Below are 20,923 nucleotides of genomic sequence, written 5' to 3' on the forward strand. Positions count from 1 at the left end.
ATGGCTCGTTTTCAGCGCGCTCAAATGCTTCGTGCCTGAAGGCTATTGTGGTAACATCCGGCGGTTTCCAAGAGGGCGCAATGCAGCCTTCTTTACTGCGCAAATCCATGGCTTAAATCGCTGATTTGTCGTAAGTCGCTGCCAGGCAATCGCCGGCGGCGGCGAGCTTCGTTCATCCCGGATGGATGTGCGAGGTTTCACCAGAAAAAGGAATCAGGCTTCTCATGGGCGAACTGGCCAAAGAAATCCTCCCGGTCAATATCGAAGACGAGCTGAAGCAGTCCTACCTCGACTACGCGATGAGCGTCATCGTCGGACGAGCTCTGCCCGATGCGCGTGACGGCTTGAAGCCCGTGCACCGGCGTGTACTGTTTGCAATGAGCGAACTGGGTAACGACTGGAACAAGCCGTACAAGAAATCCGCTCGTGTGGTCGGTGACGTCATCGGTAAGTACCACCCACATGGCGACACAGCTGTCTACGACACCATCGTGCGTATGGCGCAACCCTTTTCCCTGCGTTACCTGCTGGTAGACGGCCAGGGTAACTTCGGTTCCGTGGATGGCGATAACGCTGCCGCCATGCGATACACCGAAGTGCGCATGACCAAGCTGGCGCACGAGCTGCTGGCCGACCTGCACAAGGAAACCGTCGACTGGGTGCCCAACTACGACGGCACCGAGCAGATCCCGGCAGTCATGCCGACCCGTATCCCCAACCTCTTGGTCAACGGTTCCAGCGGTATCGCCGTGGGCATGGCGACCAACATTCCGCCACACAACCTCGGTGAAATCATCGACGGTTGCCTGGCGCTGATCGACAACGGCGACCTGACCGTTGACGAGCTGATGCAGTACATCCCCGGCCCCGATTTCCCGACAGCGGGCATCATCAATGGCCGTGCTGGTATCGTCGAAGCCTACAAGACCGGTCGTGGCCGCATTTACATGCGCGCCCGCTCCATCGTCGAAGACATCGACAAGGTCGGCGGTCGCCAGCAGATCGTCATCACCGAGCTGCCCTACCAGCTGAACAAGGCGCGTCTGATCGAGAAGATCGCCGAGCTGGTCAAAGAGAAAAAACTCGAAGGCATCACCGAACTGCGCGACGAATCCGACAAGGACGGTATGCGCGTGGTCATCGAACTGCGCCGTGGCGAAGTGCCCGAGGTGATTCTCAACAACCTCTACGCCCAGACCCAGCTGCAGAGCGTTTTCGGCATCAACATCGTTGCCCTGATCGACGGACGCCCGCGCATCCTCAACCTGAAGGATCTGCTGGAAGCCTTCATTCGTCACCGTCGCGAAGTCGTTACCCGCCGTACCGTGTTCGAACTGCGCAAGGCCCGCGAGCGTGGTCACATCCTCGAAGGTCAGGCCGTTGCCCTGTCGAACATCGACCCGGTCATCGAATTGATCAAGGCTTCGCCTACGCCAGCTGAAGCGAAGGAAGGTCTGATCAACACGCCGTGGGAGTCGAGCGCTGTGGTGGAGATGGTCGAGCGTGCAGGCGCCGAATCGTCGCGCCCGGAAAACCTCGATCCGCAATACGGTCTGCGTGACGGCAAGTACTTCCTGTCGCCGGAACAGGCTCAGGCGATCCTGGAACTGCGTCTGCACCGCCTGACCGGTCTGGAACACGAAAAACTGCTGACCGAGTATCAGGAAATCCTGACTCAGATTGGCGAGCTGATCCGCATCCTCAACAGCTCCACGCGCCTGATGGAAGTCATCCGTGAAGAGCTGGAACTGATTCGCGCCGAATACGGCGATGTGCGCCGCACCGAAATCCTCGATGCGCGCCTGGATCTGACCCTGGGCGACATGATCCCGGAAGAAGAGCGCGTCGTGACCATCTCCCACGGTGGTTACGCCAAGACTCAACCGCTGGCCGTGTACCAGGCTCAGCGTCGCGGCGGCAAAGGCAAATCGGCCACCGGCGTCAAGGATGAGGACTACATCGCTCACCTGCTGGTCGCCAACAGCCACACCACCCTGCTGATGTTCTCCAGCAAGGGCAAGGTGTACTGGCTCAAGACCTATGAGATTCCGGAAGCGTCCCGCGCTGCCCGTGGTCGTCCGCTGGTCAATCTGCTGCCATTGAGCGAAGGCGAATACATCACCACCATGCTGCCGGTCGATCTGGAAGCCATGCGCAAGCAGGCTGACGAAGAAGAGGCTGAAGGCGTGGAGTCCGATGGCGAAGACATCGAGAACAGCAACGAGACCGAAGAAGAGCGCAAGGCGCGGATCAAGGCTGCAGACAAGAAGAAGGCTCCGTTCATCTTCATGTCGACCGCCAACGGTACCGTCAAGAAAACCCCGCTGGTGGCCTTCAGCCGTCAGCGCAGCGTCGGTTTGATCGCGCTGGAGCTGGACGAAGGTGACATCCTGATTTCTGCGGCCATCACCGATGGCGAGCAGGAGATCATGCTGTTCTCCGACGGCGGCAAGGTCACCCGCTTCAAGGAATCCGACGTCCGCGCCATGGGCCGTACTGCGCGCGGTGTGCGCGGCATGCGTCTGGCTGAAGGGCAGAAGCTGATTTCCATGCTGATTCCAGAAGAAGGCAGCCAGATCCTCACCGCTTCCGAGCGTGGCTATGGCAAGCGCACTGCGATCACCGAGTTTCCTGAATACAAGCGTGGCGGTCAGGGCGTGATCGCCATGGTCAGCAACGAGCGTAATGGCCGTCTGGTCGGCGCGGTTCAGGTGCAGGACGGTGAAGAAATCATGCTGATTTCCGACCAGGGCACCCTGGTTCGGACCCGCGTTGGCGAAGTTTCCAGCTTGGGCCGCAACACTCAGGGCGTGACCCTGATCAAGCTGGCCAAAGACGAGAAGCTGGTGGGTCTGGAACGTGTTCAGGAGCCTTCGGAAGTCGAGGGTGAAGAGCTGGAAGGCGAGGCGTTCGATGGCGAGGAGCGGGATGACGAGGTTGCAAACCTTTCTGATTCCGACGAATCGGCCAGCGATCTGCAAGCCGATGCGGCGTCTGACGAAGAAGCGCAGGACTGATAGGGCATGGGGGCTGGCCATGCCCCCTTTTCAGATGATGTGATCTGCATGACACACCCCGTCTGGAGCCTTCTGCATCTCCTACACGCTTCACCCGTTGCAAACCCAATACGTGACATGACGAGAGTGGATATGAGCAAGCGAGCCTTTAACTTCTGCGCGGGTCCTGCTGCGCTTCCTGAAGCTGTTCTGCTGCGTGCCCAGGCAGAGCTTCTGGACTGGCATGGCAAAGGCCTGTCCGTCATGGAAATGAGCCACCGCAGCGACGAGTTCGTTTCCATCGCCAACAAGGCCGAGCAGGATTTTCGTGACCTGCTGTCCATCCCCTCGAACTACAAAGTCCTGTTCCTGCAAGGCGGCGCAAGCCAGCAATTCGCTCAGGTAGCGCTCAACCTGCTGCCTGAAAACGGCACTGCCGACTATATCGACACCGGTATCTGGTCGCAGAAAGCCATCGAAGAAGCCTCGCGCTACGGCAACATCAATGTCGCCGCCAGCGCCAAGCCTTACGACTATTTCGCCATCCCTGGCCAGAACGAATGGAAGCTGTCCAGAGACGCTGCCTACGTTCACTACGTGCCGAACGAAACCATTGGCGGTCTGGAATTCAACTGGATCCCTGAAACCGGCGACGTCCCGTTGGTAGCCGACATGTCTTCGGACATTCTGTCGCGTCCGGTGGACGTGTCGCGCTTCGGCATGATCTTCGCTGGCGCGCAGAAAAATATCGGCCCGAGCGGTATCGTCGTGGCGATCATTCGCGAGGACCTGTTGGGTCGCGCCCGTTCGATGTGCCCGACCATGCTCAACTACAAGGTCGCGGCCGACAACGGCTCGATGTACAACACGCCGCCGACCCTGGCCTGGTACCTGTCGGGTCTGGTCTTCGAGTGGCTGAAAGAGCAGGGCGGCGTCGACGTCATCGCCCAGCGCAACGAAGTCAAGCAGCGCACGCTGTATGACTTCATCGACGCCAGCGGTCTGTACAGCAACCCGATCAACAAATCCGACCGCTCGTGGATGAACGTGCCATTCCGGCTGTCCGACGATCGCCTGGACAAGCCGTTCCTGGCCGGTGCCGACGAGCGCGGTCTGCTCAACCTCAAGGGCCACCGCTCGGTAGGCGGCATGCGCGCCTCCATCTACAACGCCATCGACATCGGAGCGGTCAATGCACTGACCGCTTACATGGCAGAGTTCGAGAAGGAACACGGCTAATGTCTGAACAGGAACTCAAGGCGCTGCGTGTACGCATCGACAGCCTGGACGAAAAGGTCCTGGAGCTGATCAGCGAACGCGCTCGCTGCGCGCAGGAAGTGGCGCGCGTGAAAATGGCCAGCCTGGCGGAGGGCGAAGAGCCGGTGTTCTATCGCCCCGAGCGTGAAGCTGCCGTGCTCAAACGGGTCATGGAGCGCAATCGTGGCCCGTTGAGCAACGAAGAGATGGCGCGTCTGTTTCGCGAAATCATGTCTTCGTGTCTGGCGCTGGAACAGCCGCTCAAGGTCGCCTATCTCGGCCCTGAAGGCACCTTTACCCAGGCCGCGGCGCTGAAGCATTTCGGCCATGCGGTAATCAGCAAGCCAATGGCTGCCATCGACGAAGTGTTCCGCGAAGTAGCCGCCGGTGCGGTCAATTTCGGCGTGGTCCCGGTGGAAAACTCCACCGAAGGTGCGGTCAACCACACCCTTGACAGCTTCCTTGAGCACGACATGGTCATCTGTGGTGAGGTCGAGCTGCGTATTCACCACCATTTGCTGGTGGGCGAAAACACCAAGACCGACAGCATCAGCCGCATCTATTCCCATGCTCAGTCGCTGGCTCAATGCCGCAAGTGGCTGGACGCTCATTACCCCAACGTCGAGCGCGTGGCGGTGTCCAGCAACGCCGAGGCGGCCAAACGGGTCAAGGGCGAGTGGAGCTCCGCAGCCATCGCCGGTGATATGGCCGCAGGTCTGTACGGCCTTTTGCGCATTGCCGAGAAGATCGAGGACCGTCCGGACAACTCGACGCGCTTCTTGATAATCGGTAATCAAGAAGTGCCGCCGACCGGCGACGACAAGACCTCGATTATCGTGTCGATGAGCAACAAGCCTGGCGCGTTGCACGAATTGCTGGTGCCTTTTCATGAGAACGGAATTGACCTGACCCGCATCGAGACCCGGCCTTCACGCAGCGGTAAATGGACCTACGTGTTCTTTATCGATTTCGTCGGCCATCACCGGGATCCGCTGATCAAGGCGGTACTGGAGCAAATCAGCCAGGAAGCCGTGGCCCTCAAGGTCCTGGGGTCCTATCCGAAAGCGGTTCTCTGACCGGTCTTGATTGCACCTGCAGCAGCCCGGCTGGTCTGCGGCGACACTGAAATCGCCACACCGGCAAGCCGGGCTGCCACGGGTTCGGAATTCTAGAAGAGGTAAAGCGGTACATGAGCGGCGACTTCCTCGCGCTGGCACAGGCCGGCGTGCAAAAACTATCGCCTTACGTTCCCGGCAAACCGGTGGACGAACTGGCGCGTGAACTGAATATCGATCCGGCTCGCATCATCAAACTGGCCAGTAACGAGAACCCGATGGGCGGCAGTCCCAGGGCGCTGGCGGCGATACGTGACGCGCTGGCGGAACTGACCCGCTACCCCGACGGCAATGGTTTCGATCTGAAGCAACTGTTGTCCCGACGTTGTGGCGTCGAGCCGAATCAGGTGACCCTGGGCAACGGCTCCAACGACATTCTCGAGATCGTCGCCCGTGCCTATCTGGCCCCAGGCCTGAACGCGGTGTTCAGCGAGCACGCCTTCGCGATTTATCCGATCGTCACTCAGGCCGTGGGCGCCGACGCGCGCGTGGCCAAAGCCAAGGATTGGGGGCATGACCTGCCCGCCATGCTTGCCGCGATCGACAGCAACACGCGTGTCGTCTTCATCGCCAACCCGAACAATCCGACCGGCACCTGGTTCGGCCCGCAGGCATTGGCTGCGTTCCTCGCTGAAGTGCCCGAGGACGTGCTGGTGGTGCTCGATGAGGCATACATCGAATACGCCGAAGGCGGTGATCTGCCCGACGGTCTGAATTTCCTCGCCCAGTACCCGAATCTGCTGGTCTCGCGCACCTTCTCCAAGGCTTATGGCCTGGCGTCGTTGCGCGTGGGCTATGCATTGTCTTCGCCGGTGGTGGCCGATGTGCTGAACCGCGTAAGGCAGCCGTTCAACGTCAACAGCCTGGCCCTGGTCGCCGCCTGCGCTGCCCTTGACGATGTCGACTTCGTTGACCGGAGCCGACAGTTGAACGCGGTGGGCATGCAGCAGCTCGAATCAGGTATGCGTCAGCTGGGGCTGACCTGGATTCCCTCCAAAGCCAACTTCATCGCCGTCGATGTGGGGCGTGAAGCAGCGCCGGTTTATGAAGGTCTGTTGCGCGAGGGCGTGATCGTGCGTCCGGTCGCGGGATACGGCATGCCCAACCACCTGCGTGTGAGCATTGGCTTGCCCGCGGAAAACAGCCGCTTCCTCGAAGCCTTGAACAAGGTTCTGGCGCGTGGGTGATGTCATCGCTGATGTCACGGCAGTGCAATCCGCAGCGCCTATGATCGGCCGCCTGGTGGTGGTCGGTCTCGGTCTGATCGGGGGGTCGTTCGCCAAAGGTTTGAAAGAAAGCGGCCTGTGTCGTGAGGTCATCGGTGTCGATCTCGACCCGCAGTCGCGCAAGCTGGCCGTCGAGTTGGGGGTCGTCGATCGCTGTGAAGACAATCTCGCCGCTGCCTGTGTCGGTGCCGATGTCATTCAATTGGCCGTGCCGATCCTGGCCATGGAAAAACTGCTGGGCGTGCTTGCAAGGCTCGATCTCGGTGATGCCGTGCTGACCGATGTCGGCAGTGCCAAGGGCAATGTCGTGCGCGCGGCGCGTGATGCGTTTGGCGCGATGCCTGCGCGCTTCGTGCCGGGTCACCCGATCGCCGGTTCCGAGCAAAGCGGTGTAGAGGCGTCCAACGCCCAATTATTCCGCCGTCACAAGGTCATCCTCACCCCGTTGCCTGAAACGGATCCGGCGGCCTTGGCGCTCGTGGACCGGATGTGGTCCGAGCTGGGTGCCGACGTCGAGCACATGCAGGTCGAGCGCCACGATGAAGTGCTCGCGGCGACCAGTCATTTGCCGCATCTGTTGGCCTTCGGCCTGGTGGATTCGCTGGCCAAGCGCAACGAAAACCTCGACATCTTCCGCTACGCGGCGGGTGGCTTCCGCGACTTCACCCGCATTGCCGGCAGCGATCCGGTGATGTGGCATGACATCTTCCTTGCTAACCGCGACGCCGTATTGCGTACGCTGGATACCTTTCGCCACGATCTCGACGCATTGCGTGATGCGGTGGATGCGGGCGACGGCCATCAACTGCTCGGCGTATTCACCCGCGCCCGGGTGGCTCGTGAGCATTTCGGCAAGATCCTCGCGCGACGCGCTTACGTTGAAAAAGTAGCGAGCGATGACCTGACGTTCATCGCTCAGCCGGGCGGCACGGTGCGCGGTCAGATTCGGGTGCCGGGCGACAAATCCATCTCTCATCGTTCGATCATGCTCGGCTCGCTGGCCGAAGGCACAACGGAGGTCGAAGGCTTTCTCGAAGGCGAAGACGCGCTGGCGACCCTGCAAGCGTTTCGCGACATGGGCGTAGTTATCGAAGGCCCGCATCATAGTCGCCTGACCATTCATGGTGTCGGTCTTCATGGTCTGAAACCTGCGCCGGGCCCGATCTATCTGGGCAATTCCGGCACCTCGATGCGGCTGCTGTGTGGCCTGCTGGCGGGGCAGAGTTTCGATAGCGTGCTCACGGGTGATGCTTCGCTATCCAAACGTCCGATGGCGCGTGTGGCTGAGCCTTTACGGCAAATGGGCGCTGTGATCGAGACCTCTGCCGAAGGGCGCCCGCCGCTGACCATCCGCGGTGGAAAGTCGCTTCATGGCATCCGTTATGTCATGCCGATGGCCAGCGCTCAGGTCAAATCCTGCCTGTTGCTGGCTGGTCTGTATGCCGATGGCCCGACCACTGTCACCGAACCTGCGCCGACGCGCGATCACACCGAGCGAATGTTGCGCGGCTTTGGCTATCCGGTATCGGGCAACGGTGCGACGGCTACGGTCGAGCCGGGGGCAACGCTTACCGCCACTCGTATCGAAGTCCCGGCCGACATCTCTTCGGCGGCTTTCTTTCTGGTGGCGGCGTCGATTACCGAGGGTTCCGAACTGCTGCTCGAGCATGTAGGCGTCAATCCGACGCGCACCGGTGCGATCGACATCCTGCGCCTGATGGGTGCGGACATATCCGTGCACAATTTGCGCGAAGTGGGGGGCGAACCGGTTGCCGAGTTGCGTGTTCGTTTTGCAAGGCTGAAGGGGATCGTGATTCCCGAAGCGCTTGTGCCACTGGCCATCGACGAGTTTCCTGTGCTGTTTGTGGCCGCTGCATGCGCCGAAGGGCGTACGGTGCTGCGTGGGGCACAGGAATTGCGTGTCAAGGAATCCGATCGTATCCAGGTTATGGCCGATGGTCTGGCCGTACTGGGCATCAAGGTTGAACCGACTGCCGATGGCCTCATTATTGAAGGTGGCAGCATCGGTGGTGGGGAAGTCAACGGCCACGGCGATCACCGTATCGCCATGGCCTTCAGTATCGCGTCGTTGCGCGCGTCGGCCCCGATCCGTATCCGGGACTGCGCCAATGTGGCGACTTCTTTCCCCAATTTCCTGGCGCTGTGTAGCCAGGTGGGTATTCGTGTAGAGCAAGAGGGGCAATCGTGAAAGTTCAAGCTCCGGTCATTACGATCGACGGACCAAGCGGTTCCGGGAAAGGGACGGTAGCCGGTTTGCTGGCCAAGCGTCTTGGGTGGTGCCTGCTGGATTCCGGCGCGCTGTACCGTCTGCTGGCATTCGCTGCCCGTAATCATGGTGTGGACCTGACCAATGAAGAAGCGCTCAAGCTTCTGGCTGCGCATCTGGACGTGCAATTCGAGGCGGCGACTGACGACCACGGTCAGCGCATCGTTCTCGAAGGCGAAGAAGTGACGCTGGCGATCCGCAATGAGCAGATCGGTAGCGGGGCTTCGCAAGTGGCGTCATTGCCCGCCGTGCGCGAAGCATTGTTGCAGCGCCAGCGCGCGTTCCAGGAGTTTCCGGGCCTGGTCGCAGACGGTCGCGATATGGGCACCGTGGTATTTCCCGCTGCGCCGTTGAAAATTTTCCTGACCGCCAGTGCCGAGGAACGTGCTCGACGCCGATATTTGCAGTTGAAGGCGAAGGGTGACGATGTTAGTCTGTCGAGTCTGCTAGATGAGATACGTGTCCGCGACGAGCGCGATACCCAGCGAGCGGTAGCCCCGCTCAAACCGGCGCATGACGCCATCCAGCTGGATTCCACCGAATTGTCCATCGAGCAGGTGCTGGAACGCATCCTGAGCGAAGTCGCACTTCGCGATCTCGCTGGATGACCAGAAAGCCATGTGGGAGACCAGTCATAGTCCCGCAGGCTTTCTTTCATATGAACGAAACCCACGTTGTCTGGAGCGTGGCAGATAGGCGGATTCTTCGCCTTTATCAACAGGAATTAAAATGAGCGAAAGCTTTGCAGAACTCTTTGAAGAAAGCCTGAAAACCCTCAATCTTCAGCCGGGTGCGATCATCACCGGTATCGTTGTCGACATCGACGGCGACTGGGTTACCGTACACGCTGGCCTGAAGTCCGAGGGCGTCATCCCGCTCGAGCAGTTCTACAACGACGCTGGCGAGCTGACCATCAAGGTCGGTGACGAAGTACATGTTGCGCTGGACGCGGTCGAAGACGGCTTTGGCGAAACCAAACTGTCCCGCGAAAAAGCCAAACGTGCTGAGTGCTGGATCGTTCTGGAAGCAGCTTTCGCAGCTGAAGAAGTGGTCAAGGGCGTTATCAACGGTAAGGTTAAAGGCGGCTTCACTGTCGACGTTAACGGCATCCGTGCGTTCCTGCCAGGTTCTCTGGTTGACGTCCGTCCAGTGCGCGACACCACGCACCTGGAAGGCAAAGAGCTGGAATTCAAGGTCATCAAGCTGGACCAGAAGCGCAACAACGTTGTCGTTTCCCGTCGCAGTGTCCTGGAAGCCGAGAACAGCGCCGAGCGCGAAGCTCTGCTGGAATCCCTGCAGGAAGGTCAGCAAGTCAAAGGTATCGTCAAGAACCTCACCGATTACGGCGCATTCGTCGATCTGGGTGGCGTCGATGGCCTGCTGCACATCACCGACATGGCCTGGAAGCGCATCAAGCATCCATCGGAAATCGTCAATGTTGGCGATGAGATCGATGTAAAGGTTCTGAAGTACGATCGCGAGCGCAATCGTGTTTCCCTTGGCCTGAAGCAACTGGGTGAAGACCCATGGGTTGCTATCAAGGCACGTTACCCAGAAGGCACTCGCGTGACCGCGCGTGTTACCAACCTGACCGACTACGGCTGCTTCGCAGAGCTGGAAGAAGGCGTGGAAGGCTTGGTACACGTTTCCGAAATGGACTGGACCAACAAGAACATCCACCCTTCGAAAGTCGTTCAGGTTGGCGACGAAGTGGAAGTCATGGTTCTGGACATCGACGAAGAGCGTCGTCGTATCTCCCTGGGTATCAAGCAGTGCAAGTCGAACCCATGGGAAGACTTCTCTGGCCAGTTCAACAAGGGCGACAAGATCTCCGGCACCATCAAGTCGATCACCGATTTCGGTATCTTCATTGGTCTGGACGGCGGCATCGACGGTCTGGTTCACCTGTCCGACATCTCCTGGAACGAAGTGGGCGAAGAAGCCGTACGTCGCTTCAAGAAGGGCGACGAGCTCGACACCGTGATCCTGTCTGTCGATCCAGAGCGTGAGCGCATCTCGCTGGGTATCAAGCAGCTGGAAAGCGATCCGTTCTCCGAGTACGTCACTGTCAATGACAAAGGCGCTATCGTTCGCGGTACCGTCAAAGAAGTTGACGCCAAAGGCGCCATCATCACTCTGGCCGACGACATCGAAGCTACCCTCAAAGCCTCCGAAATCAGCCGTGACCGCGTTGAAGACGCGCGTAACGTTCTGAAAGAAGGTGAAGAGATCGAAGCCAAGATCATCAGCGTTGACCGCAAGAGCCGCGTGATCAGCTTGTCTATCAAGTCGAAAGACGTTGAAGACGAGAAAGAAGCGATTCAGAGCCTGCGTAGCAAGCCTGAAACCGCTGAAAACACCGGTCCTACCACGCTGGGTGACCTGTTGCGTGCTCAAATGGAAAAACAGAACTGAGTTCTGTCTGACTATTGAAAAAGGGCGACTTCGGTCGCCCTTTTTTGTGGGCGATGGTTTCTACGGGCGTGTCGTGGGTCTTGGATAAGTTGATGACACTCTTCGTGCCAGGCCCCGAATCACGAGGGCTGCGCGGGATAATGGTCCGTTGCCTGGAATCGGCGTTCACATAAGTAGAAACATAGGCTGTTCAAATAGCTCCGGTCATGCTAAAACCTTCGAAGCGCTTTACCTAGCTGCTTGAAAAAGAAGGGAAAAATATGACGAAGTCGGAGTTGATCGAACGAATTGTCACCCATCAAGGACTGCTCTCATCCAAAGATGTGGAGCTGGCCATCAAGACCATGCTTGAGCAGATGTCGCAATGCCTTGCCACAGGCGACCGTATTGAAATACGCGGCTTTGGCAGCTTCTCCCTGCATTACCGTGCGCCTCGCGTGGGTCGCAATCCTAAAACCGGACAATCCGTAAGTCTCGACGGAAAATTCGTCCCCCACTTCAAACCCGGCAAAGAACTGCGTGATCGGGTGAACGAAGAGGAGGAGCACGAGTTCCAATAGCCGTTAGAGGAGTACTCGATGCGGAATCTTAAACGTCTGATATTTTTCATCATCGTGCTGCTGATCGTGGTAGCAACGGTGGTCTTCACCATTGAAAACCAGCAGCCTGTGGCGTTGGTGTTTTTTGGCTGGTCTGCGCCCGAACTCTCGGTGGCAGTTCCGGTGATCCTGGCGCTATTGGTGGGGATGTTGATTGGCCCTGTTCTGGCGTGGATTGCACGGCTCCGCAAAAAACCACAACCCTCGCGCCTGGCGTGAGCAGCGGCCGGTGCCCGCGCTGAGCTTTCTCGGCAGGTTGCAACGATCGGCCCGGTTGCCTCGTGCAACTCCCTCCAGTAATTGCCGATCGCTGCAAATGACTCAGTGTTTCCCTGCAGGGAAATGTATTCCCGGATACTTCCGAAAAATCTCGCAAAACCTTAACTGCTGACTCTGCATTCAGCACGGTTAAGCTGCGCCGCTGTTCAGTAGTGGATCGAGACGGAGCTTCATGATTGAGTTATCCAGAGTCCATCGATCAGGTGCTGGTGGTGCTGGAGATCACGTATGGTGACCGCCTGCACGAAGACCGTGCTACTTGCCAGCTAGCGCATGGAGAAGCACAGGCGAACAAAAACGGGGGGGCGATGCTTGAGGGCAAACTCCTCATCTGGCGACAGCGACTCATACTCAGCTGAATGATGTGCGTATTCAGGGTTCAGCCCATCCATAATCGTTTAATATCTTTTTGATATCATCTACTGGCGTTTTCACCTCAAACAAGATGTTTTTCGATGTTTCGAAGATAATTGCGCCTCAGTGATTAACAAAACTGGATTTTTACTGCCTAACCCTCGCCTCAAGCTGTTATGCGCGAGGGTAGCGTGCAGCCGCAAAGATGGGCTGCTTCATACTGAACAGAGGAACCTTCGGGTTTTTTCGTCGCATAGGTTTTAACACATGAATCCCGACTATCCCGTTATTCAGACCCGTTGCTTCAAAGCCTACGATATCCGCGGCCAGGTCCCTAATGATCTGGACGACGACATCGCCTATCGGATTGGGCGCTCCATGGTGGTGGAACTGGGTGCCAAAAATATCGTGGTCGGCAGAGACATGCGCCTCGAAAGCCCGGCGCTGGCCAAGGCATTGACCCAAGGCATTCTGGACGCCGGTGCGGACGTGATCGACATCGGCTTGTGCGGAACCGAAGAAGTGTATTTTGCAACCAGCCACTACGCCGCTGACGGTGGGGTGATGGTGACGGCCAGTCATAACCCTAAAGGTTACAACGGCATGAAGCTGGTCCAGCGTGAATCGCGTCCGATCAGTGGAGACACCGGGCTCGACGCCATTCGCCAGCGCGTGGATGCCGGCGACTTCTCAGCCGCGGCGTCGCAGCCGGGCAGCATCAAGTCTGCACCAGATAAGGCTGCCTACATCGAGCACTTGCTGGGTTATGTCGAGGGTGCCGCGCTCAAGCCTTTGAAAATCCTTGCCGACCCGGGTAACGGTGCTGTCGGGCCGGCGCTGGAAGCTATCAAGTCCAGGCTGCCATTCGAGTGGGTCATCATCAACGCCGAACCGGATGGCAACTTCCCCAATGGCGTGCCAAACCCGCTGCTTCCAGAAAACCGCAGTATCACCCGTGATGCATTACTCGAACACAAATGCGACCTGGGCCTGGCTTGGGACGGAGACTTCGATCGATGCTTCTTCTTCGATGAAAAAGGGCGCTTCGTCGAGGGCTATTATTTGGTAGGCCTGTTAGCGGAAATGCTGCTCAAGCAACATCCAGGCTCGAAGATCATTCATGACCCACGTCTGACTTGGAACACCATCGATCAGGTGAATCTGGCAGGCGGTACGCCGGTGCTGTGCAAGACCGGTCATGCGTTTATCAAGGAGCGTATGCGCAAGGAAGATGCGGTCTACGGCGGTGAGATGAGCGCGCATCACTATTTCCGCGATTTCGCCTATTGCGATAGCGGCATGATCCCATGGCTGCTGGTCACGGCGCTGATGTCTGTCTCCGGCAAATCCTTCTCCCAGCTGGTCGATGAGCGCATGACCGCTTACCCTTGCAGCGGCGAAATCAACTACAAGGTCAACGACGTCAAAACGGTCCTTAGCAAGGTGCTGGATCATTACACACCGATTTGCTCGAATATCGACAAAACCGATGGCATAAGCCTTGAATTCCCGGAATGGCGTTTCAATCTTCGTGGTTCCAACACCGAGCCTCTGCTGCGACTGAACGTGGAAAGCCGTCGTGACCCGCAGCTTGTTGACGCTAAGGTCAAGGAAATCGAGCAACTGCTTAAAGCCAGTTGATCCAAACACTGCCGTGGTCCTCGGTACGCCTGTACTTGGGACCACGGTTGTACCATTGCTCTGCATGACACCCGGTAGCTGAAGAAAGACAGCCAGCCTTTTTCGAAACGGAACAAAAATGACTCATTGGTGGTTGGCGATCGCGGTAATCGGTTTTTCTTTCGCTTTGACTTATTGGCTTCGACGCTACGCTCTGCACAAGAGTCTGCTGGACATCCCCAACGGCAGAAGCTCGCACTCTGTCCCGACTCCCCGTGGTGGTGGCGTAGCCATCGTCGTGAGCTACCTTCTGGCGCTGGCGATAGTGTTGGGTCAGGGAGGGCTGACGCTGCCGGTATTCCTTTCGTTGGGCGGCGCGGGCCTTGGGATCGCTGCTCTTGGCTTTCTCGATGATCATGGCCATGTCGCTGCACGTTGGCGGCTTTTGGGCCACTTTTTTTCGGCGTTCTGGGCGTTGTACTGGTTGGGCGGTCTGCCGCCTGTCGCCCTGTTCGGAGGCACATTGGATATAGGCTGGCTGGGGCATGCGCTGGCGGCGGTCTATCTGGTGTGGCTGCTCAATCTTTACAACTTCATGGACGGCATCGACGGCATCGCCAGCGTAGAGGCCGTCTGCGTCTGCATCGGCGCGTCACTGATCTACGCGCTGGGCGGTTATCTTGAGCTGATCTGGCAACCTCTATTGTTGGCAGCGGCTGTTCTGGGATTCCTGGTCTGGAATTTTCCGCCAGCCAGAATCTTCATGGGAGATGCCGGCAGCGGATTTTTGGGCATCGTTCTCGGCGTTTTATCGCTGCAGGCGGCGTGGATTTCCTCGCAGTTACTCTGGGCATGGCTTATTCTTCTCGGGGTTTTCATCGTAGACGCTACAGTTACCCTCATCCGTCGTCTCGTCCGAGGCGACAAGATCTATGAGGCTCACAGAAGTCATGCTTACCAGTTCGCCTCGCGAAGATATGGCAAGCACTTTCCAGTGACGTCCGCAGTCGGTGTAATCAACCTGTTCTGGCTTTTGCCGGTCGCTATTGGTGTCACGCAGTTCGGTCTTGATGGTGCAGTCGGCGTCATCGTCGCCTACATTCCGCTGTTGATCCTGGCGTTGGGCTTCAGGGCGGGAGAGCTGGAACGAAACTGAATGGCCCAGGCTGCCGATTAAGGGGTCCAATTCTTGCGTATCGCTGGAATCAAACACCCGTGTCTCAGGTCGATAGGAGATTGAACTCGTGCTCGAGGGATGCATGGAAAAGTTGCGCGCTGTGCTGGTGGCGTTGCCGCGCCGTCAAAAGCGAATAATTCAGGTCGGTACAGACGTTTGTCTGGTCTGGTTCGCACTATGGATGGCCTTCGTGGTCCGCCTCGGTATCGACGACCTCATCAATCCGCTTGAAACCCATACCTGGCTGTTCATCAGCGCCCCTGTCATCGCCATCCCTCTGTTCATCCGGATCGGCATGTATCGCGCAGTCATGCGTTATTTCGGCAACGATGCGCTGGTGGCGATCATCAAGGCCGTGAGCCTTTCGGCCCTTATTCTGGGCGTTGTCGTGTATCTCTATAGCAATCATCAGCACGTCGTGCCGCGCTCGGTCATGTTCAATTACTGGTGGCTGAGCCTGGTGATGATCGGCGGGTTGCGTCTGGCGATGCGTCAGTATTTCCTCGGCGACTGGTTTTCCGCCGCGCAGCACGTCCCGTTTGCGACCCGGGACGACGGCCTGCCCAAGGTCGCAATCTACGGTGCTGGAGCTGCTGGCAATCAGTTGGTGGCGGCGTTGCGGATGGGGCGGTCGATGCGTCCTGTGGCCTTCATCGACGACGATGATTCGATCTCCAACCGGGTTATTTCCGGTCTTCAGGTGTATAAGCCCAAGCACATCCAGCAGATGATCGATGTAACTGGGGCGCAGGAAATCCTGTTGGCGATTCCTTCCTCGGCCCGAGCGCGTCGCCGGGAAATTCTCGGATTTCTGGAAGGGTTTCCACTCCATGTGCGCAGCGTGCCGAATTTCTCCGACCTGGCAGCCGGCCGGGTGAAGGTAGACGACCTGCAGGAAGTGGACATTGCCGACCTGCTGGGCCGCGACGCTGTTCCGGCGCAGGAAGAACTGCTCGAGCACTGCATCAAGAACCAGTGCGTATTGGTGACCGGTGCTGGCGGTTCGATCGGCTCTGAGCTGTGCCGTCAGATCGTCCTGCTCAAGCCCACGACTCTATTGTTGCTCGATCACAGCGAGTTCAACCTCTACACCATTCTCTCGGAGCTGGAACGGCGGATCGCCAGGGAATCCTTGAAGGTCAAGGTTCTGCCTATCCTGGGTTCGGTGCGCAACCACGCCAAACTGCTGGACGTGATGAAGACCTGGCAGGTTGCCACGGTATACCACGCCGCAGCGTACAAGCATGTGCCGATGGTGGAGCACAACATTGCGGAAGGCATCTACAACAATGTGGTCGGGACGTTGAACGCGGCGCAGGCAGCATTGCAGGCGGGCGTGTCCAACTTCGTGCTGATCTCCACCGACAAGGCCGTCCGGCCAACCAACATCATGGGCAGCACCAAACGTCTGGCCGAGCTGATTCTGCAGGCATTGAGCCGAGAAACCGCCCCGGTGATGTTCGGCGATCGGGCCAATGTGCATCAGGTCAACAAGACCCGATTCATCATGGTCCGCTTCGGTAACGTGCTTGGTTCTTCAGGTTCGGTGATTCCGCTGTTTCACCAGCAGATCAAATCCGGCGGCCCGCTCACCGTGACTCACCCCAAGATCACCCGCTACTTCATGACCATCCCGGAGGCCGCGCAACTGGTGATTCAGGCCGGTTCCATGGGGCAGGGCGGGGATGTGTTCGTGCTCGACATGGGCGAGCCGGTGAGAATCATCGAGCTGGCCGAGAAAATGGTTCATCTGTCGGGCCTGAGCATTCGCTCGGACAAGAATCCTCACGGCGACATTTCCATCGAGTTCACCGGGCTTCGACCTGGCGAGAAACTCTATGAAGAGTTGTTGATCGGCGACAACGTGGCGGTGACCAGCCACCCGATGATCATGAGCGCGCGGGAAGATCACTTGTCGTGGGACCCGTTCAAACAGAGTCTGACGCTGCTGCTCAAGGCGCTGGAGGATGATGATTACGCCAAGGTTCGCCAGATATTGGGCGATACCGTCAGTGGCTATGCGCCGGAAGGCGATATCGTAGACTGGATTCATCAACAGCGACGCCACGAACCTTGAGCCTGAAACCTCTGCTTACGTAGTCTTTCGGCCAGCCGTCCGGCTATAACACCCGTATCGTCTGGCCTTGCGGGCATTACACATTCGGTCACCTATCCCCTCGTTGACCCTCTGCGAGCATCGTCTAGGTTTGGGAAGCAGCTCAGGAATGCTGCTTCCCCACTCACGATGTCATGGAGCGTTAATCATGCGTATTTCCTATCTGTCGTCCCTGATCTTCGGCCTGCTGGCCAGCACGTCGGTGGCGATCAATGCCGCCCCCGCGACAACAGGCCAGGCACCAGCCGCACCCGTTGCCCTCGCATCTGCCGAGCAGGGCGGCAAAGTCAATCTCAACACCGCGAGCGCGGAGACCCTGCAAAAGGAGCTGTCGGGGATCGGTGCGGCCAAGGCTGGGGCGATCGTAGCTTATCGTGATGAGAACGGAGCGTTTACTTCGATCGACGAATTGATCGAAGTCAAGGGGATTGGCAAAGCGTTACTGGACAAGAACCGCGACCGGCTCGCGATTGACTGAGCCATTCGTTGTGTCACAAAGACCGATCATTGATCGGTCTTTTTTTTGCATGGGGTTCGAGCGTTTCTGTCCGAGGACGAGGGAGCCGGGGCTTGACACAACAAATGACGATCAACATATAATTTATAAAATTATGGTTGTAATATATCCCGCTCGCTACTCTCATTGTCCACGGAGAAATACCTATGAGCACCAACAGCACTCTAGGCACAGCCCTGATTACCGGCGCCTCTTCAGGCATCGGCGCAACCTATGCGGATCGCTTGGCCAAACGTGGGTTCGATTTGCTGCTGGTCGCTCGCGATCAGGCGCGGCTGGAAGCGCTCGCCGCGGATTTACGCAGTAAAACCTCGGTCAAGGTCGAAGTGCTGACGGCCGACCTGACCCAGCCTGCGGACGTTTCCACCCTGGAGCAGCGCTTGCGCAACGATGCCTCGATCACCCTGCTGTTGAACAATGCAGGCGTGGCTTCCAACAGCTCGCTGGCCGAGGCGGACCTGGGTGAAGTGGATCGCCTGATTCAGCTGAACATCGTCGCGCTGACCCACTTGGCGTCAGCGGCGGCGGCGGGCTTCATTGCCCGAGGTCGTGGCGCGGTGGTGAACATTGCTTCGGTGGTACCGTTGATTCCTGAACGTTTCAATGCGGTGTACACCGCAAGCAAGGCGTATGTATTGAGCCTGACCCAGTCGTTGACTGCCGAGGTCAGCGAAAAAGGGGTTCAGGTCCAGGCGGTAATGCCGGGCGCGACCCGGACCGAGATCTGGGATCGTGCAGGCATGGACCTCAATGCCATGCCGCCGGAGATGGTGATGGACGTGAGCGAAATGGTCGATGCGGCGCTGGCCGGTTTCGATCAGAAGGAACTTGTGACCATTCCGTCGCTGTCCAATGTCGCAGACTGGGATGCCTTCCTGAACGCACGTCTGGCATTGGGTCCGAACCTTTCGCTGCAACACGCGGCAGCGCGTTACAAAACGTCAGACGCTTGAGTCCGCGTCTGTAAACGTCTCGAAAGTTGAAAAGGTGAATGCATGAGCGAACGTCGCATCGTTGTGACGGGGATGGGACTGGTTACGCCATTGGGCGTCGGTGTCGAAGCAGTCTGGCGCCGCTTGCTCGAAGGGCGCTCCGGTATCGTAAGGCTGCCCGAAGAAACGGTGGCGGATCTGCCGGGCAAGGTCGGCGGGACAGTGCCGCTGCTTGCGGATGACCCCGAGGCCGGGTTCGATGCCGACACCGCGGCGCCGCCCAAAGAGCAGAAGAAGATGGATCGCTTCATCCTGTTCGCGCTGGCCGCTGCTCAACAGGCCGTGGCGCAGGCAGGCTGGGCGCCGTCTACAGACGAAGAGCGTGAGCGCACCGCGACGATCATCGGTTCCGGGATCGGTGGCTTCGTGTCCATCGCCGATGCCGTGCGGACTACGGATTCACGCGGCCCGCGTCGGCTGTCACCGTTCACCATTCCATCGTTCCTGGTCAACCTGGCCGCAGGGCATGTGTCCATCCAACATGGCTTCAAAGGCCCGCTCGGCGCACCGGTGACCGCGTGTGCGGCGGGTGTGCAGGCGATTGGTGACGCCGCGCGGATGATTCTGGCCGGTGAGGCGGATGTTGCCATCTGTGGCGGTGCCGAGGCCTGTGTGGACCGCGTAGCGCTGGGCGGCTTCGCTGCGGCGCGGGCCCTGTCCAGCGGTTTCAACGAAACGCCTGAGCGCGCATCTCGCCCGTTCGATCGTGCTCGTGACGGTTTTGTCATGGGTGAGGGTGCTGGCATCGTTGTCATCGAGACCCTTGAGCACGCCTTGGCCCGGGGGGCCAAACCTATCGTCGAACTGGTCGGATATGGCACCAGCGCCGACGCCTATCACCTCACTGCCGGGCCGGAAGACGGCAGCGGTGCCCGACGGGCCATGCAGGCGGCGATCCGTCAGGCAGGTATCAAACCGTCGGATATCCAACACCTCAACGCCCACGCGACGTCGACTCCAGTGGGCGACAAGGGGGAGATGGCAGCGATCAAGACCGTATTCGGCGATCAGAACGGCGTCGCGGTAACCTCGACCAAGTCAGCGACCGGGCACCTTTTGGGCGCCGCTGGGGGGATCGAAGCGATTTTCACGGCACTGGCCATTCGTGATCAGATAGCGCCGATGACGCTCAATTTCGAGAACCCGGACGACGCGGCGCAAGGCATCGATATCGTGCACGGCGAGGCTCGTCCAATGAAGATCGAATATGCCTTGTCCAACGGTTTCGGCTTTGGCGGCGTGAACGCCAGCGTGTTGTTCCGACGCTGGCAAGCCTGAGGTCTGGCAAGGCCCCCTGTCGGTGAGGGCGGGGGCCTTTTTGCATCAGGCGTTGATGATTTGCTGCTTGAGCTGTTCACGGGTAGTTTGCAGGATGTGCTCGGCCAGCTGCGGGTCCTTGGCGCTGCGGGCGAGCACCAACGCACCCACCAGGCCCGACATGATCATCACGCTCTTGTCGCTCGCCCCTTGCCCCGCCGACATGCCGGCTTCAAGGGTGGACAGCATCCGGTTGATCAATTCGTCGGTGATTTCGCTGGGCTGGCCGCGCTGCCCCAGTTCCGATGACATGGTCGGCAGCGGGCAGCCTTTTTCCGGCTCGTCGCGATGTTCAGGTGCCAGGTACATATCGATGAATGTCTCGGCCGAAACATCTCCAGCCAACCTGGCCGCCCGCGCCTCATCCAGCTGGTCCACGGCGCAACGCAGGGCCTTTTCCACCAGGTCATCCTTGGACTTGAAATGAGCGTAAAAACCACCGTGGGTCAGCCCCAGTGCCTTCATCAGCGGCTGCAAACCGGTTGCGCCGATGCCGTCGCGACGAAAGCGCGCAGCGGCTTCGTGAAGGATGCGCTGATGGGTTTGGGCTTTGTGATCTTCGGCGTAACGCATTGAACGAGCCTCCCGAGTATGGCTCTTGAGATGGTGATCGACATTTTTACACGTATGACAGGCCGATGCAGTATCCACTTTTT

At 58.7% G+C, this 20,923-nt stretch carries 16 protein-coding genes; 15 read left to right on the top strand and 1 reads right to left on the bottom strand.

What is annotated here, in order from left to right; genetic code table 11:
• The first annotated feature begins 224 nt into the window (after window positions 1-224).
• The 15 genes from gyrA to fabF all read left to right on the top strand — a co-directional run bounded on the left by gyrA (window position 225) and on the right by fabF (window position 20,228).
• On the top strand, window positions 225-3,017 hold the full coding sequence (gyrA, locus tag CE491_RS02040) for a DNA gyrase subunit A (RefSeq protein WP_110946708.1): 2,793 nt from the start codon (window positions 225-227) through the stop codon (window positions 3,015-3,017).
• 132 nt (window positions 3,018-3,149) lie between these two features.
• Window positions 3,150-4,235: a 3-phosphoserine/phosphohydroxythreonine transaminase gene (gene serC, locus CE491_RS02045; protein ID WP_110946709.1), complete on the top strand. Its 1,086-nt coding sequence runs from the start codon at window positions 3,150-3,152 to the stop codon at window positions 4,233-4,235.
• Window positions 4,235-5,329, top strand: coding sequence for a prephenate dehydratase (gene pheA, locus CE491_RS02050; RefSeq protein WP_110946710.1), 1,095 nt, complete (start codon window positions 4,235-4,237; stop codon window positions 5,327-5,329). Before serC ends, pheA begins: the two co-directional genes overlap by 1 nt.
• 113 nt (window positions 5,330-5,442) lie before the next feature.
• The gene (gene hisC / locus CE491_RS02055; protein ID WP_110946711.1) at window positions 5,443-6,555 is read left to right on the top strand and encodes a histidinol-phosphate transaminase; all 1,113 of its coding nucleotides are present in this window, start codon (window positions 5,443-5,445) and stop codon (window positions 6,553-6,555) included.
• Between the two features lie 40 nt (window positions 6,556-6,595).
• The gene (locus CE491_RS02060) at window positions 6,596-8,803 is read left to right on the top strand and encodes a bifunctional prephenate dehydrogenase/3-phosphoshikimate 1-carboxyvinyltransferase (protein WP_234407480.1); all 2,208 of its coding nucleotides are present in this window, start codon (window positions 6,596-6,598) and stop codon (window positions 8,801-8,803) included.
• Entirely contained in the window at window positions 8,800-9,489 is a 690-nt protein-coding gene (cmk, locus tag CE491_RS02065; protein WP_110946712.1) for a (d)CMP kinase, read from the top strand. The genes CE491_RS02060 and cmk overlap by 4 nt, the downstream gene beginning before the upstream one ends.
• A gap of 121 nt (window positions 9,490-9,610) precedes the next feature.
• On the top strand, window positions 9,611-11,296 hold the full coding sequence (rpsA, locus tag CE491_RS02070; RefSeq protein ID WP_081567543.1) for a 30S ribosomal protein S1: 1,686 nt from the start codon (window positions 9,611-9,613) through the stop codon (window positions 11,294-11,296).
• Between the two features lie 260 nt (window positions 11,297-11,556).
• Entirely contained in the window at window positions 11,557-11,856 is a 300-nt protein-coding gene (gene ihfB / locus CE491_RS02075) for an integration host factor subunit beta (protein ID WP_110946713.1), read from the top strand.
• An 18-nt stretch (window positions 11,857-11,874) separates the two neighbouring features.
• Entirely contained in the window at window positions 11,875-12,114 is a 240-nt protein-coding gene (locus CE491_RS02080; protein ID WP_110946714.1) for a lipopolysaccharide assembly protein LapA domain-containing protein, read from the top strand.
• A 681-nt stretch (window positions 12,115-12,795) separates the two neighbouring features.
• Window positions 12,796-14,169, top strand: coding sequence for a phosphohexomutase domain-containing protein (locus CE491_RS02090; RefSeq protein ID WP_110946716.1), 1,374 nt, complete (start codon window positions 12,796-12,798; stop codon window positions 14,167-14,169).
• 118 nt (window positions 14,170-14,287) lie between these two features.
• Window positions 14,288-15,304: an MraY family glycosyltransferase gene (locus CE491_RS02095; RefSeq protein ID WP_110946717.1), complete on the top strand. Its 1,017-nt coding sequence runs from the start codon at window positions 14,288-14,290 to the stop codon at window positions 15,302-15,304.
• A gap of 103 nt (window positions 15,305-15,407) precedes the next feature.
• Window positions 15,408-17,402, top strand: coding sequence for a polysaccharide biosynthesis protein (locus CE491_RS02100; protein ID WP_110946718.1), 1,995 nt, complete (start codon window positions 15,408-15,410; stop codon window positions 17,400-17,402).
• A gap of 187 nt (window positions 17,403-17,589) precedes the next feature.
• Window positions 17,590-17,919 (top strand): ComEA family DNA-binding protein, encoded by a 330-nt coding sequence (locus CE491_RS02105; RefSeq protein WP_110946719.1) that lies wholly within the window; start codon window positions 17,590-17,592, stop codon window positions 17,917-17,919.
• A 185-nt stretch (window positions 17,920-18,104) separates the two neighbouring features.
• Window positions 18,105-18,911, top strand: coding sequence for an SDR family NAD(P)-dependent oxidoreductase (locus CE491_RS02110; protein WP_110946720.1), 807 nt, complete (start codon window positions 18,105-18,107; stop codon window positions 18,909-18,911).
• Window positions 18,912-18,953: 42 nt separating this feature from the next.
• Entirely contained in the window at window positions 18,954-20,228 is a 1,275-nt protein-coding gene (gene fabF, locus CE491_RS02115) for a beta-ketoacyl-ACP synthase II (RefSeq protein ID WP_110946721.1), read from the top strand.
• A 45-nt stretch (window positions 20,229-20,273) separates the two neighbouring features.
• Here fabF and CE491_RS02120 read toward each other — a convergent pair whose 3' ends face one another.
• Window positions 20,274-20,840 carry a TetR/AcrR family transcriptional regulator gene (locus CE491_RS02120; RefSeq protein ID WP_110946722.1) on the bottom strand — a complete coding sequence of 189 codons (567 nt, stop codon included), beginning with the start codon at window positions 20,838-20,840 and terminating at the stop codon, window positions 20,274-20,276.
• Window positions 20,841-20,923 lie beyond the last annotated feature (83 nt).

Source organism: Pseudomonas bohemica (genome assembly GCF_002934685.1).
GTDB classification, from domain to species: Bacteria; Pseudomonadota; Gammaproteobacteria; order Pseudomonadales; family Pseudomonadaceae; genus Aquipseudomonas; species Aquipseudomonas bohemica.

Bases quoted from the DNA above. Each gene is read 5' to 3' on its own strand.
- CE491_RS02060 (WP_234407480.1), top strand. From the start codon at position 6,596: ATGATCGGCCGCCTGGTGGTGGTCGGTCTCGGTCTGATCGGGGGGTCG.
- CE491_RS02090 (WP_110946716.1), top strand. From the start codon at position 12,796: ATGAATCCCGACTATCCCGTTATTCAGACCCGTTGCTTCAAAGCCTAC.
- CE491_RS02080 (WP_110946714.1), top strand. From the start codon at position 11,875: ATGCGGAATCTTAAACGTCTGATATTTTTCATCATCGTGCTGCTGATC.
- rpsA (WP_081567543.1), top strand. From the start codon at position 9,611: ATGAGCGAAAGCTTTGCAGAACTCTTTGAAGAAAGCCTGAAAACCCTC.
- CE491_RS02120 (WP_110946722.1), bottom strand. From the start codon at position 20,840: ATGCGTTACGCCGAAGATCACAAAGCCCAAACCCATCAGCGCATCCTT.
- CE491_RS02095 (WP_110946717.1), top strand. From the start codon at position 14,288: ATGACTCATTGGTGGTTGGCGATCGCGGTAATCGGTTTTTCTTTCGCT.
- CE491_RS02105 (WP_110946719.1), top strand. From the start codon at position 17,590: ATGCGTATTTCCTATCTGTCGTCCCTGATCTTCGGCCTGCTGGCCAGC.
- gyrA (WP_110946708.1), top strand. From the start codon at position 225: ATGGGCGAACTGGCCAAAGAAATCCTCCCGGTCAATATCGAAGACGAG.
- CE491_RS02100 (WP_110946718.1), top strand. From the start codon at position 15,408: ATGGAAAAGTTGCGCGCTGTGCTGGTGGCGTTGCCGCGCCGTCAAAAG.
- CE491_RS02110 (WP_110946720.1), top strand. From the start codon at position 18,105: ATGAGCACCAACAGCACTCTAGGCACAGCCCTGATTACCGGCGCCTCT.
- fabF (WP_110946721.1), top strand. From the start codon at position 18,954: ATGAGCGAACGTCGCATCGTTGTGACGGGGATGGGACTGGTTACGCCA.
- ihfB (WP_110946713.1), top strand. From the start codon at position 11,557: ATGACGAAGTCGGAGTTGATCGAACGAATTGTCACCCATCAAGGACTG.
- hisC (WP_110946711.1), top strand. From the start codon at position 5,443: ATGAGCGGCGACTTCCTCGCGCTGGCACAGGCCGGCGTGCAAAAACTA.
- serC (WP_110946709.1), top strand. From the start codon at position 3,150: ATGAGCAAGCGAGCCTTTAACTTCTGCGCGGGTCCTGCTGCGCTTCCT.
- pheA (WP_110946710.1), top strand. From the start codon at position 4,235: ATGTCTGAACAGGAACTCAAGGCGCTGCGTGTACGCATCGACAGCCTG.